Source organism: Nocardia callitridis, from assembly GCF_039543305.1.
GTDB classification, from domain to species: Bacteria; Actinomycetota; Actinomycetes; order Mycobacteriales; family Mycobacteriaceae; genus Nocardia; species Nocardia callitridis.
In genome coordinates this window covers 367,934-380,547 of sequence record NZ_BAABJM010000001.1, presented here as the reverse complement: position 1 = coordinate 380,547, position 12,614 = coordinate 367,934, and the positions used below count along the sequence as shown (strand labels likewise).

Here is a 12,614-nt window from a genome sequence, read left to right as displayed (position 1 = left end):
GGAAAGACTCAGCGGGACAGGCCGTAGCTGCGGGCGATGAGTCGTTCCATCACAGAGCGGGGCAGGACTCGGCGCAACAGGAACATCACGGGGGCCGCGCTGCCGACGGCGTACAGCGGCTTCGGACGGTTGGCCTCGATCGCGCGCACGACGGTCTCGGCGACCTTCGCCGGGGTAATGCCCTCGCCCTGCTTCTGGTCCAGCTTCGCCATGAAGGCGGTGAAATCGGTGGTGTGCGGGGAATTCTCGGTCAGATACTTCGTCCTGCGTTCCCGCAGACCGGTATTCACCTGACCGGGCTCCACCGCGGTGATCCACACACCGAACGGCGACTCCTCGAACCGCGCCGCCGTCGCGAACCCGCGCAGCGCCGCCTTGGTGGCGACATACGACGAGCGATACGGCATGGGGAAACTGCCGAGCATCGAACCGACCATCACCACCCGCCCGAACCGGCGCTCCCGCATACCCGGCAGCACCGCCCTCGTCAGCGCGACCGGCCCGAGCACATTGAGCTGGAACAGTCGCGCCACCGCGTCGTCTGGCAACTCCGCCAGCGGCCCCGCCTGGCTCTCGCCCGCATTGTTGACCAGCACATCCACCACGTCGAGCCCCGCGGCGAACGTCGAGATCGACGCCGTGTCCGTCACATCGAGCGCGCGGTATTCGACTCCGGGCGCGCGCTGCTCGTCACGCAGCGACTCGGGCTTACGGCTGGTGCCGATCACCTGATACCCCTTGGCCACCAGCGCCGCCGCCACAGCCTTGCCGATCCCCGAGGAAGCCCCCGTCACCACCGCAGTCCGAACCATAGCCCTCTCCTCCACAACCATCCGCCGCTACGACCCTAACCCCTCCCCGCGGTGTCGAGGTTTCTCAGCGGCGTTCGCCGGTCGAGGTGGTGGTGTCGACTTGGTGATGATCGGATCTCGGGCCCGGCGTCTGGGCGTCCGGGAAACAGGTGGGCAATGTGGGGTGTCGGGCAGTGGAGGACGGGTTGAATTCTTCGGGGACGCAGGAGGTCTCGGCGGTGGTCGTCGGTGGGGTCACCGGCGGGGTTGTCGCGGTGCTGTCAGCGATTCCGATTGCGTTATGACGTGCGAATACTCGGTCGTCGATGGGGTGGCGAGAAGTGCTCGCCGACAGTGGAAATCGACGTTGTTCAGTACCGTATCGACCGAATCCGCGGCTGGGGCGACATGCGAATTCGGCGTTAGGGTTTGGCGGCGCGAGCTGGCCGCTGTCTCGCGCGCCGAGGACGAGGAGATTGTCGTGGTTGTCGCTACCGTCCGCGAAGAGCAGGCGATTCGTCAGATGACCGATCAGCTGGTGCGAGACTTCGCCGATACCCATTCCGTCGAGCAGGTGGAACGCGCGGTGGGCGTGGCGCGCCAACAGTTCGGTGGACATCCGGTACGGCAATTCGTGCCGATCCTGGTCGAGCGTGTCGCCCGCAGAAGACTTGCGGGCAAGAAGGATTCGGCGGTGGGGTCGGTCGTGGGATCGCCCGCTACGTCCGCCTCGCCGAATGCGACCACCGAGGCATCCGACGCGGTGGTCCCGGAGCAAGCGCCCCAACCGGATTCGACGCCAGCGCCTGTCGTCGGCGACCACACTGGTTCGTCGCACGCGGCCGGGCCGGCCGGCGCACACGGCTCGATCGATGCGGATGCCAGTGAAGGTGTTGTCGATTCGGCCGATCCCGCGGTGCCGAGTCATTCGACCGGTGTCACCAACGGCGCCCGAACATCAACCACGGCAACGAAACCCGGCCTAGGCAAGCACGCCTCGGACGATGATTCCGGCGGGGTGCTTGCCGCCCTCGGTGCCGCATGGTCGGCGAATCGGCGGCTCGTATCGACCGGGCTGATCGTGGCGCTCGTACTCGTGGTGGTCGCGGTGGGGTTCACGGTGCGCAAGCCCGCCGCCGAAGCACCGACCGCCGCGCCCGCGCAGGCGCTCACCGTCGTGCACGGGGTGGTCGGCTCGGAGAAGATGGCGTTCTTCCAAGACCCGAAGGTCGTGGATACCCTGGCACGCAACGGTTTACAGGTCGACGTGCAACCCGCGGGATCGCGTCAGATCGCCACCTCCACCGACCTCGACCGGTACGACTTCGCGTTTCCCTCCAGTGAGATCACGGCCGAGCAGATCCAGCGCCAGCGCAAGGTGAACACCCGCTACATTCCGTTCTCCTCGCCGATGGCGATCGCCACCTTCGCGCCGATCGTGGACGTGCTGACGCGGGCGGGTGTGGTCGGTCCCGGTCCGACACCGACCCTCGACGTCGGTGCCTACCTGAAACTGGTCGGCAACAACACGCGTTGGGACCAACTGCCCGGCAACACCGCCTATCCCGTCGGCAAGAACATCCTGATCTCCACCACCGACCCGCGCAGCTCCAACTCCGCAGCCCTGTACCTCGCCGCCGCGAGCTACGTTGCCAACAACGAAACCATCGTGCAGGGCACACCCGCCGAACAAGACGTGATACCCACCTTGTCAAGGCTTTTCGTCGGACAGGGATACACGGAGAACTCCAGCGAAGGCCCCTTCGGTAACTACCTGGCCGGTGGAATGGGGCCGACACCGCTGGCATGGATCTACGAATCGCAGTTCGTCGAGGCCGCGGCGCAGGGCAAGACCACCCCCGAGATGCGGCTGCTCTATCCGGGGCCGACGGTGTGGTCGCGGCACACCCTGATTCCGCTCGGTGACTCCGGCGACCGGCTCGGACAACTGCTGTCGGAAGACAAGGGCCTCCAGCGACTTGCCGCCGAACACGGTTTCCGCACCGGCGATCCCGCGCAGTTCGGCGCGGTCGTCGCCGAACACGGTGTGCCCGTGGCCGCCGACCTGCTCGATGTGGTTGCCCCGCCCACCTATGAGACGTTGGAGCACCTGATCGACGGAGTCACCAAGTCCTACAACTGAGTCTGTCTGCGTCGATGACGTCTGCGCCGTAGTTGTTTCGCGGCGGCCGAATCGGGCACTTCTCGATCATGAGGTACCGGTTGGTCGCTCGGGCCGTGGCGTGAGGTGATGAGATGACATCGAATGAGCACTGGGAGATTCCACCGCTCGACGACGCGCAAGACATCACGAGGCAGTCGGCGCTACAGCCGGGAGAAACCCTGGCCGACACCAGGAATTGGGCCGCCTACGTGCTGTTCGGCATCGCTTTCGTCGCCGTACTGGTGACCCTGGTGGCGGGATGGTCTTCGGCGGTCGGCGTCGCCGTGGTCTTCGGGATACTCGCGGTGGTCACGCTCGCTGGTGGTCTCGGCCTGATCGCGCTGGAGCGTCGACGCAGCCGCGCGGACACCGAACTCGACTCTCCCGGTGAGTCCTCCGCGTGGCAGGTGATTGCCCGCGAGGAATAACCGCGACGGACGAACGAGGCCCGCGCGCTAGCTCCGCACACCGATTCCTGACCGCCCGGTGGGGCCGACGCCGCTAGCGGCTGCCGTGGCCCTTGCACGCGTTGAGCGCGGTGTCCTTGGTCGCGTTGAACTTGTCGACGGCGACATTGAGTGTGTCGGTGTCGGCGCGGCTGCCGAGGGTGTCGGCCAGCGCGTTGCTGTCATCGCGGTAGGCGTGCAGCGGGTCGGCGACATTGCTCGGCACATCGGGGGTGACGGCGGTGTCGACCGAACTCGCGTTGTCGTGCAATGCCCCGACGGCGGCGTCGGCCTTGGTGTTCACTTCCGGGTCGTCACGGCCCTTGCTGTTGCTCACGTCGATGTATTCGTTGAAGACCTTGACCGAACTACCGTTCGCGGTGAGAAAGGCGTCACACGCGGCGCCCGTAGCGTCTTCGACGGCCGCGGCGCGCGAGGACGACGCGGCGATCGAGGACGCGGTCACCTCGGAGGTGTATGCCGACAGATCAGCGGTGTTGACCTGGGCATTGCCGGAAACCTGCTGTGCGCACGCACCGACCGTCAGCACTCCGCCAGCGAGGGCGGCCGCGGCCACGAACAGGCCAGCGCGCTCGAATCGTCGTCGCATTTCGGTCTCTCTTCCCCTCGACGAAACCCGGACAGTACAACGAATCGGCACGCCGGACATTTCGACCGTACTTCCTGACGTGGGGACTGCCTCGACCGGTCGGACTACTCGGTGGCCACGTCGATGACCAGTCGCGTCGGATCGGCGAGCGTGGACACCGAGAAGCCTGGTCGATCGCCCTCGATGCCGATGAACGACTGTGTGGTGCCCTCGAAGACGGTGTTGCGATAGACCCCGGCGACGGTGGACGCGTCAGCACCGGTCGCGGGGTCGGGGCCGGAATACGGTTCGACACCGCTGTCGAACGGATAGGCCGAACCGAGGATCCTGACCTCGAGAACGGAACGGCCCGCGACATCGACGGGTCGGCCGCTGCCGTCCTGGGTGGCCTGGTCGGTGTACTGCACGACCCAACCCGGTACCCCGGTGCCACCGAGCTCGTAGACGACACGGTCGAATCCGGGATGCGCGCCGACCTCGATGTTCGACACGGTGAGGCCAGCGCCGGGGGAGGCGTCGCCGCGCTTGGTCAGCGCGTCGCGCGGGGTCGGTGGCGCCTCGGCGAGTGTTCCGCTCTGCGTCGTGCTCGGCGTGGGGGCCTCGGTGGGGGTTCGTTGCTCGCCGCAGCTGGTCAGCAATGCCGCCGTCGCGGTGAGAACGAGAGCTGAGACGGCCGTGGACACCGTTGCTTTGCGCATGTGGCCGATGCTAGGCGCATCGGTAGCCGACGCCGGGGATTTGCGGTGTCGGCGAAATTCTCCCGAGGTTTGCCCTCGGCGGCGCCTGCGCGCGGTGCGTGGGCGGCCGATCAGGGGCGAACGCGGGTGATTTCAGGGTGCGCGGTTCGAAAAGCCGGATACGCCACGGTGATCAGCACGGGGTGGGAGATCGGTGCCGATGATCGCGTCGTCGTTGCACGGTCGCGTGTTGTTCGAGGTAGGCCGGGACGATCGATGGTGGCCTACCCGTGGGTGCGCCAACCGTGGTGTGGCGCCGGAACCGTCTCGGGCGACGGTTCGCGGGCGGAGTGTGGCTTCGGTGGTTGCTCGAGAAGTACTGCGAGGCACGGTAATACCGCGCGAATACGCCCGTGACGGGGGTCGCGTGCGCCGATACTGCGGGGTCGCTGCACGGCAACGGCAACGATCTAGCACACTTGACGCGTGGGAGAAGTCGAAGACGTACTGGGTCGATTGCGCCGGTACCCGGATGTGGAGGCGCAGAACCTCTACGCCGTCGATGCCGCCGATCGATTGATCCTCGACGTGGCCGCCGAAGCGCTGGATTCCGTCGATAGCGGAAAGGTAGCCGTTATCGGTGACGGCTACGGTGCGCTCACCCTCGGCGCGATCGCTCGCCACCACCTACGCGACCTGCGGGTGCACCAAGACCTGCTCACGGGCGAGCGCGCGCTGGCCAACAACGCGCGCACGATCGGATACACCGACCGCTACACCAGCTACCCGCTCGACCACCGATTGCTCGACGGTGTCCAGGTGGTGTTGCTCCGATTACCGCGCGCGTTGGCCGGGCTCGCCGAGATCGCCGACGCCATCGCACGCTACGCGGCACCCGAGGTGCGGATATTCGCGGGCGGACGCGACAAACATCTCACCAAATCGATGAACGACGTACTGGCCGAATCGTTCTCGGAAGTCCGCGCGAGCCGAGGCCGACAGAAATCCCGCACCCTGTTGGTCCACGGTCCCAAACCGGTCGACGACGCGCCGCCCTTCCCGGTGCGTGAGCACCTGCGCGATCTCGGCATCGCGGTGGCCGGTGGAGTCCCACTCGACGAACTAGCGGTGGTGGCGCACGGCGCGGCGTTCTCCGGCACCAGGCTCGACATCGGGACCCGTTTTCTGCTGCGCCACCTGCGTTGGATGAAGCCCGACGCCCGTGACGCCATCGATCTCGGCTGCGGCACCGGCATCATGGCCGTCGCGCTGGCCAAGGCACGCGAGGGCATCAAGGTCCTCGGCACCGACCAATCCAGTGCCGCGGTGGGATCGGCCGCGGCGACCGTGCGCGCCAATGACGTCGCCGACCGGGTGAGCGTGGTGCGTGACGACGCCATGTCCTCGGCCGCGGACAACAGCGCCGACCTGGTGCTGTGCAATCCGCCCTTCCATGTCGGCGCCGCCGTGCACACCGGTTCGGCGATCAAGATGTTCACCGAGACCGGGCGCGTGCTTCGGCCGGGCGGCGAATTGTGGATCGTCTACAACTCACACCTCAACTACCGAAGCCTGGTCGAGCGGCTGGTCGGGCACACCGAGGTGATCGGTCGCAACCGAAAATTCACGGTCACTCGATCGGTGCGTGGCCTGCGCGAGGTCCGGCAACGGTAGAGTCCGAATTGTCCGGCTGATCGTAGTGAGTCCGGGAACTCATACTTTGCGCCGAACGTTGAACCGATGAGTTGGATCTCGAGTGCACGCGATCCGAGTACCGCGACAACGAGGCGTGAAAACTCGTGACAGCGGCAACGACCCCAGAAAGGGACGACCTTGCGTACCACTAGCAATCCGGTCTTCAAGAACCTGCCCAAGCAGGAAGGCGGTGGATCTGCCGGATACGCGAACTTCGGGTCTGGCATGACCGGCGCGGGTCAGGTTGGTCAGCAATACGGCCAGCAGTATCCGCCGCAGCAGTACCAGGATTACCAGCAGCCCGCCACCCGCTCGATGACCATCGACGACGTGGTGACCAAGACCGCCATGACGCTCGGCCTGCTCGCCGTCTCCGCGGTCATCGCCTACGTCCTCACGGACATGAACAACAGCCTCGCGCCGCTGTTCGTCATCGGTGGTGGCCTGATCGGCCTCGGCCTCGTGCTGTTCGCGACCTTCGGCCGCAAGATGGACAATCCGGCCGTCGTGCTGGCCTACTCGGTGTTCGAGGGCCTGTTCATCGGTGCGCTGTCGTTCATGTTCACCAACGTCGAATTCGGCGGTGTCGGCGGAAGCACGCTGATCGCGCAGGCTGTGCTCGGCACCTTCGGTGTGTTCGCCGGAATGCTCGTGGTCTACAAGACCGGTGCCATCCGGGTCACGCCCCGGCTCACCAGGATGATCGTCGGCGCCATGATCGGCGTGGTCGTGCTCATGCTCGGCAACCTGATCGCCAGCTTCTTCACCGACGGCGGCCTCGGCCTGCGTGACGGCGGCCCGCTCGCCATCATCTTCAGCCTGGTCTGCATCGGCATCGCCGCGTTCAGCTTCCTGCTCGACTTCGACGCCGCCGACCAACTGATCCGTGCCCAGGCGCCGGAGAAGGCGGCATGGGGCGTCGCGCTCGGCCTCACCGTCACCCTGGTGTGGCTCTACGTCGAGATCCTGCGACTGCTGAGCTACTTCCAGCGCAACTGATACCGCGCGCCACACACAGAAAATGGCCGCCGCCGGGAACTCCGGCGGCGGCCATTTTCTGTGTGGGTCGGACTCAGCTGAGTCGCTCGATCACCATCGCCATACCCTGACCGCCACCCACACACATCGACTCCAGGCCGAATTGCTTGTCGTGGGTCTGCAAGTTGTTGATCAAGGTGGTCGCGATCCGCGCACCGGTCATGCCGAACGGGTGCCCGAGCGCGATCGCGCCGCCGGAGACGTTCAGCTTGTCCTCATCGATCTTCAGCTCGCGCGCCGAACCGAGCACCTGCACCGCGAATGCCTCGTTGATCTCGACCAGATCGATGTCGTCGATCGTCTTGCCCGCCAAGGCCAACGCGCGCTTGCACGCCTCGATCGGACCGAGACCCATGATCTCCGGCGACAGACCCGAGACACCGGTCGAGACAATGCGCGCCAGCGGCGTCAGACCCAGCTCCTTGGCCTTGGTATCACTCATGATCACCAGTGCCGCCGCGCCGTCGTTGAGCGGGCAACAGTTGCCCGCCGTGATCGTGCCGTCCGGGCGGAACACCGGCTTCAGCTGGCTGACCGCCTCGTAGGTGACACCGGCGCGCGGGCCGTCGTCCTTGGACACCACGGTCCCGTCGGGCAGCGTGACCGGGGTGATCTCGCGCTCGAAGAAGCCGCTCGCGATCGCCGCCTCGGCGCGGTTCTGCGAACGCACACCCCAGTGGTCCTGGTCCGCACGGCTGATGCCGGTGGAGTTCGCGACGTTCTCGGCGGTCTGGCCCATCGCGATGTAGACGTCGGGGATCAGGCCGTCCTGCCTCGGATCGTGCCAGACACCCGCGCCGCCTTCGGCGGTCTTCGCGGTGCGCGCGATGGCGTCACCGAACAGCGGGTTCTGCGTGTCCGGCCAGCTGTCGGCCGAACCGTGCACGTACCGCGACACCGCCTCGACACCGGCGGAGAGGAACACATCACCCTCGCCCGCCTTGATCGCGTGGAACGCCATCCTGGTCGACTGCAACGACGAGGCGCAGTAGCGGTGCACGGTGGTGCCGGGCAGGTAGTCGTAGCCGAGCTCGACGGCCACCACGCGCGCGATATTGAAGCCCTGCTCGCCGGCGGGGGAACCGCAGCCGAGGATCAGATCATCGATCGTGGCCGGGTCCAGAGCGGGCACCTTGTCGAGCGCTGCTCGCACGATCTGAGCGGTCAGATCGTCGGGCCGCAGGTCGACCAGGGAGCCCTTGCGGGCCCGTCCGATCGGGGAGCGTGCGGTCGAAACGATGACGGCCTCAGGCATGAGGTCTCCTTTGTAGGACGGACTGTGCGAAACCGGTTTGTTACTTGCGGGTTCGTATCGAATCTACGTCGCGCACGGGTCGATCGAAAGTGGGGGCTCGCTCGCCGAGCTCCGCGACCACCACCGGAAGCAACTGCGCGGCAGCCAGTGCGTACCCCGCGGCCGAGGGGTGAAAACCGTCCTCGGAGAACAATAATTCGGGTTGCGCGCGGAACTCGGGGGCCAGCAGATACCCCATCGGAACCGGTCGTCCTCCCGCCTCCGTACACGCCACGATCTGCGCGCGCGCCAACCGCACACTCCAGTTGTGCACCACCGAGCGCAACGGTTGCGCGATGGCGGTCACGGTGCCGAGATTCGGGCAGGTGCCGACCACGACGACGCTGTCGGCCGCGCGCAGCCGCGCGACCGCCGATCCGAGACGCTTCGCCGAGGCGCGCACCGAATGCTTCTTGGTGATGTCGTTGGCGCCGATCAGAATCACCGCCACGTCCGGCGGCGGGCCCGCGACGAACATCGCGTCGACCTGACCCGCCAACCCCTTCGAAGTCGCACCCGAAATGGCCTTGGTGCTCAACCGAATTCGCAACCCCAACGTATCCGCGAGGCCGCGCGCGATGCGCACACCCGGCACCTCCTCGGCGACGCGGCAGCCCACACCGGCCGCGGTGGAATCGCCGAACACCATCAGATGCACGTCAGCCTGCTCGCCGGTCCGCCAGCGCTGCGGCGCGGCACACGCTCTGGTGTAGATACCGTCGGCTTCCGGCGGCTTCGAGGTGTCGCGACCGATGACGCCGCGCGCCGTACCCGCCTGTGCCATCAGCAGTTTGGTGACCGCCCACCACGCCGTGTAAGCGCCCGAACCGGCCACCGCCGTCGCCGCCCCGGTGACCGCGGCCTTACGCCACCTGCTTCTCGGCGCGTTCACCACCGCACCGAACCTTCCGACCAGCCGGGTGCACCCGACGCATTGCCCATATCTCTACGAAATCAGTTGCGCGGGTTTCCGGCAAGCAAAAGTGGCGCGATCGGCGAGGTCAGCCGGGAACGTCGAAGGTGGCGTGCGCGGGAATGTTGGCGGTGTCGGTGGACACGGTGACCTCGACCCGGCCGGGGCCCGTGTCCTGGAACAACGAGTACTGGATGCTGCCGTAGATGCCGGTCGCGACAATGTTGTCGAAACGGCCCGCCGCCCCGGTGTCGAGATTGTGCCAAGCCACCGTCGTGCGGACCTCGCAGAGCGGGGCGAACGGGTACTGGCCCGACCCGACACCGCTGACCGGCGCCGCCCGGACATTGAGGATCGCGCGCCCCGGCGTCGCGGGGGAAGTATCGGCCCAGCTGTTGATGGTGGTCCAGCACACTCCGCCGTTGGCGAGCGTGGGGACATCGGGAAACGCGACGGTCGCCGCGCTTGCCTGCGCGGACGATCCGATGGTCGCTGCGATGGCCGATCCGGCCACGACGGCTGCGACCGCTACGACACGAGCGACGTTCGGCTGCCTCATGGCAGGGATCCTAAGCGCGGGTCGCCGCCTTGTCGCGGTGGCCCGCCGGGTGAGTTCGGTTGCCCGAAGTGCGCTGTAGACGGCGTGTGTGAACCCGCGATGGGCGCGTCTGCGACGATGGAGGCATGCGCATCGCGGATCACGTCGTCGACCTCATCGGCAACACGCCCCTTGTTCGATTGAACTCGGTGGTGGGTCCGAATGCGGGCCTGGTCGCCGCCAAAATCGAGTACCTCAACCCCGGCGGCAGCTCCAAGGACCGGATCGCCGTGAAGATGATCGAGGCCGCTGAGCAGCAGGGTTTGCTGCGCGAAGGCGGCACCATCGTCGAACCCACCTCGGGCAACACCGGTGTCGGGCTCGCGCTGGTCGCGCAACAGCGCGGATACCACTGCGTGTTCGTCTGCCCGGACAAGGTCAGCGAGGACAAGCGCAACGTGTTGCGCGCCTACGGCGCCGAGGTCGTCGTCTGCCCGACCGCCGTTCCGCCCGACCACCCCGACAGCTACTACAGCGTCTCCGACCGCCTGGTGCGCGAGATCGACGGCGCGTGGAAGCCCGACCAGTACTCCAACCCGGGCGGCCCCGAAAGCCATTACGAGACCACCGGTCCGGAAATCTGGCGCGACACCGACGGCACGGTGACCCATTTCATCGCGGGCGTCGGCACCGGCGGCACCATCACCGGCGCCGGTCGCTACCTCAAAGAGATCTCCGGCGGCAAGGTCAAGGTGATCGGCGCCGACCCCGAGGGCTCGGTCTACTCCGGTGGCACCGGTCGGCCCTACCTGGTGGAAGGCGTCGGCGAGGACTTCTGGCCCTCGGCCTACGACCCCGCCATCGCGGACGAGATCATCGCGGTCTCCGACGCCGACTCCTTCGACATGACCAGGCGTCTGGCCCGCGAGGAGGGCCTGCTCGTCGGCGGTTCGTGCGGCATGGCGGTCGTCGCGGCGATCGAGGTGGCGCGACGAGACCCGGACGCCGTGGTGGTGGTGCTGCTGCCCGACGGTGGTCGCGGCTACCTGTCGAAGATCTTCAACGACAAGTGGATGAGTTCCTACGGGTTCCTGCGCGAGCGCCTCGACGGATCGGTGGCCGAACCCTTGGTCGGCGACGTGCTGCGCGACAAGTCGGGTGTGTTGCCCGCCCTGGTGCACACCCACCCTTCGGAAACGCTGCGCGATGCGATCGAGATCCTGCGCGAATACGGCGTCTCGCAGATGCCGGTCGTCGGCGCCGAGCCGCCGGTGATGGCGGGTGAGGTCGCGGGCAGTGTGTCCGAACGCGACCTGCTCTCGGCGGTATTCGAGGGTCGCGCGCAGCTCACCGATTCCGTGGCGCAGCACATGAGCCCGTCGTTTCCGCTGATCGGTTCCGGTGAACCGCTCTCGTCGGCGACCAAGGCGTTGTCGGACACCGATGCGCTGATGGTGGTGGAAGACGGCAAGCCCGTCGGCGTGATCACCCGCCACGACCTGCTGGGTTTTCTGAGCACCGGCGTGATCGCTGGCGTGCGGCGCTGAGTTGTTCCTACTTCGCTTCCCGTGCCTGCGATCGGGTGGCGCCGGTGACCATGTCGGTCCACTCGTCGGCCAGCAGCGCGAGGCGGTACCAGGCGGCATGGACGCGGTCGTCGGAGACCTTTTCCGCGGTGTGCAGCAGGTGGCTGGCGTGTACGTGCGCGGCGGCCATGCGATCCACGGTGGCGCCGAGCGGCTCGGTGCACAGGTGTGTGGTGGCACCTCGGCGTGGCAATCCGGCGACCCACCGGTCGATCGCGGCGACCAATTCCGCACGGCGGCAATCTATTCCGGCGGTGCTCAGCGGTTCGGCGTGGCGTTGCCGGTGTAGCGCGGCGAGCGCGCGCGCCCAGGCGATCATCGGGTGATCGTCGAGCACACAACGGTGGCCGCCGAACGCGGCGACCAGATCCCGTTGGTCGGGCAGCGGTAGTCGGGTGACAGAACCGGGTGACGCGGGCAAAGACGGGGAGCCCGAGATGCGCTCACGCACGAACACGGCGATCTCCCGAATTACTCGGGCCCGTCGCTCGAGCGACGGGGTCGTGTGTCCGCGCAGTCATCGTGCACCTCCGGGGTGGTTGTCGGGAGGCATTGCCCAGATGCCGAATCCGAAGATAGCGTGCTCCTTCGATCTCGGCATTTCGGTGACAGGAAGATGGCACCGCGATGACAACTCGTAACAATTTTCTCCTCGTTCCGGCACGCCCGATGTGAGATCGATGGCGGTATCGACCTGAAATCGACCGGTCCGCAACCGGATTCGATCATCGCGACGTGGGTGTTCGCGCTACGGCATCGGCCCGCGTCAGGTGCGATGCCGCCCAGCTTGGCATACACCTAATTACGGTCGAAGGGCAGGGAGGGGTTCGGCCCGCGCCGTTATCGCCGGTGCGGCGACCAC

At 66.9% G+C, this 12,614-nt stretch carries 13 protein-coding genes; 5 read left to right on the top strand and 8 right to left on the bottom strand.

Annotation, left to right across the window (positions count from 1 at the left end; genetic code table 11):
• Positions 1–8 precede the first annotated feature (8 nt).
• The gene (locus tag ABEA50_RS01740; protein ID WP_345493196.1) at positions 9–812 is read right to left on the bottom strand and encodes an SDR family oxidoreductase; all 804 of its coding nucleotides are present in this window, start codon (positions 810–812) and stop codon (positions 9–11) included.
• Between the two features lie 64 nt (positions 813–876).
• Complete coding sequence (locus ABEA50_RS01735; RefSeq protein ID WP_345493195.1) at positions 877–1,050, bottom strand: hypothetical protein; 174 nt, start codon at positions 1,048–1,050, stop codon at positions 877–879.
• Between the two features lie 222 nt (positions 1,051–1,272).
• Between ABEA50_RS01735 and ABEA50_RS01730 the strand changes: the two genes are divergently transcribed.
• Positions 1,273–2,934 (top strand): three-helix bundle dimerization domain-containing protein, encoded by a 1,662-nt coding sequence (locus ABEA50_RS01730; RefSeq protein WP_345493193.1) that lies wholly within the window; start codon positions 1,273–1,275, stop codon positions 2,932–2,934.
• Between the two features lie 113 nt (positions 2,935–3,047).
• Positions 3,048–3,383, top strand: a complete 336-nt coding sequence (locus ABEA50_RS01725; protein ID WP_345493191.1) for a hypothetical protein — start codon at positions 3,048–3,050, stop codon at positions 3,381–3,383.
• Between the two features lie 73 nt (positions 3,384–3,456).
• Here ABEA50_RS01725 and ABEA50_RS01720 read toward each other — a convergent pair whose 3' ends face one another.
• Positions 3,457–4,011 carry a hypothetical protein gene (locus ABEA50_RS01720; RefSeq protein ID WP_345493190.1) on the bottom strand — a complete coding sequence of 185 codons (555 nt, stop codon included), beginning with the start codon at positions 4,009–4,011 and terminating at the stop codon, positions 3,457–3,459.
• A gap of 104 nt (positions 4,012–4,115) precedes the next feature.
• Positions 4,116–4,709, bottom strand: a complete 594-nt coding sequence (locus tag ABEA50_RS01715) for an AMIN-like domain-containing (lipo)protein (RefSeq protein ID WP_345493189.1) — start codon at positions 4,707–4,709, stop codon at positions 4,116–4,118.
• A gap of 465 nt (positions 4,710–5,174) precedes the next feature.
• Between ABEA50_RS01715 and ABEA50_RS01710 the strand changes: the two genes are divergently transcribed.
• Together ABEA50_RS01710 and ABEA50_RS01705 are read left to right on the top strand one after the other, a co-directional pair.
• Positions 5,175–6,362: a class I SAM-dependent methyltransferase gene (locus ABEA50_RS01710; protein WP_345493188.1), complete on the top strand. Its 1,188-nt coding sequence runs from the start codon at positions 5,175–5,177 to the stop codon at positions 6,360–6,362.
• Between the two features lie 159 nt (positions 6,363–6,521).
• Positions 6,522–7,382 carry a Bax inhibitor-1/YccA family protein gene (locus ABEA50_RS01705; RefSeq protein ID WP_345493187.1) on the top strand — a complete coding sequence of 287 codons (861 nt, stop codon included), beginning with the start codon at positions 6,522–6,524 and terminating at the stop codon, positions 7,380–7,382.
• Between the two features lie 73 nt (positions 7,383–7,455).
• Here ABEA50_RS01705 and ABEA50_RS01700 read toward each other — a convergent pair whose 3' ends face one another.
• From ABEA50_RS01700 to ABEA50_RS01690, 3 genes are all read right to left on the bottom strand, one after another.
• The gene (locus ABEA50_RS01700; RefSeq protein WP_345493186.1) at positions 7,456–8,676 is read right to left on the bottom strand and encodes an acetyl-CoA C-acetyltransferase; all 1,221 of its coding nucleotides are present in this window, start codon (positions 8,674–8,676) and stop codon (positions 7,456–7,458) included.
• Between the two features lie 40 nt (positions 8,677–8,716).
• Positions 8,717–9,607 carry an SGNH/GDSL hydrolase family protein gene (locus ABEA50_RS01695; protein WP_345493185.1) on the bottom strand — a complete coding sequence of 297 codons (891 nt, stop codon included), beginning with the start codon at positions 9,605–9,607 and terminating at the stop codon, positions 8,717–8,719.
• Between the two features lie 109 nt (positions 9,608–9,716).
• Positions 9,717–10,187, bottom strand: a complete 471-nt coding sequence (locus ABEA50_RS01690; protein ID WP_345493183.1) for a hypothetical protein — start codon at positions 10,185–10,187, stop codon at positions 9,717–9,719.
• A gap of 125 nt (positions 10,188–10,312) precedes the next feature.
• Here ABEA50_RS01690 and ABEA50_RS01685 point away from each other — a divergent pair, with 125 nt between their 5' ends.
• Entirely contained in the window at positions 10,313–11,713 is a 1,401-nt protein-coding gene (locus tag ABEA50_RS01685; RefSeq protein WP_345493182.1) for a cystathionine beta-synthase, read from the top strand.
• Between the two features lie 7 nt (positions 11,714–11,720).
• Here the strand turns inward: ABEA50_RS01685 and ABEA50_RS01680 are convergent, their stop codons facing one another.
• On the bottom strand, positions 11,721–12,209 hold the full coding sequence (locus tag ABEA50_RS01680; RefSeq protein WP_345493181.1) for a DUF4254 domain-containing protein: 489 nt from the start codon (positions 12,207–12,209) through the stop codon (positions 11,721–11,723).
• Positions 12,210–12,614: the final 405 nt, after the last annotated feature.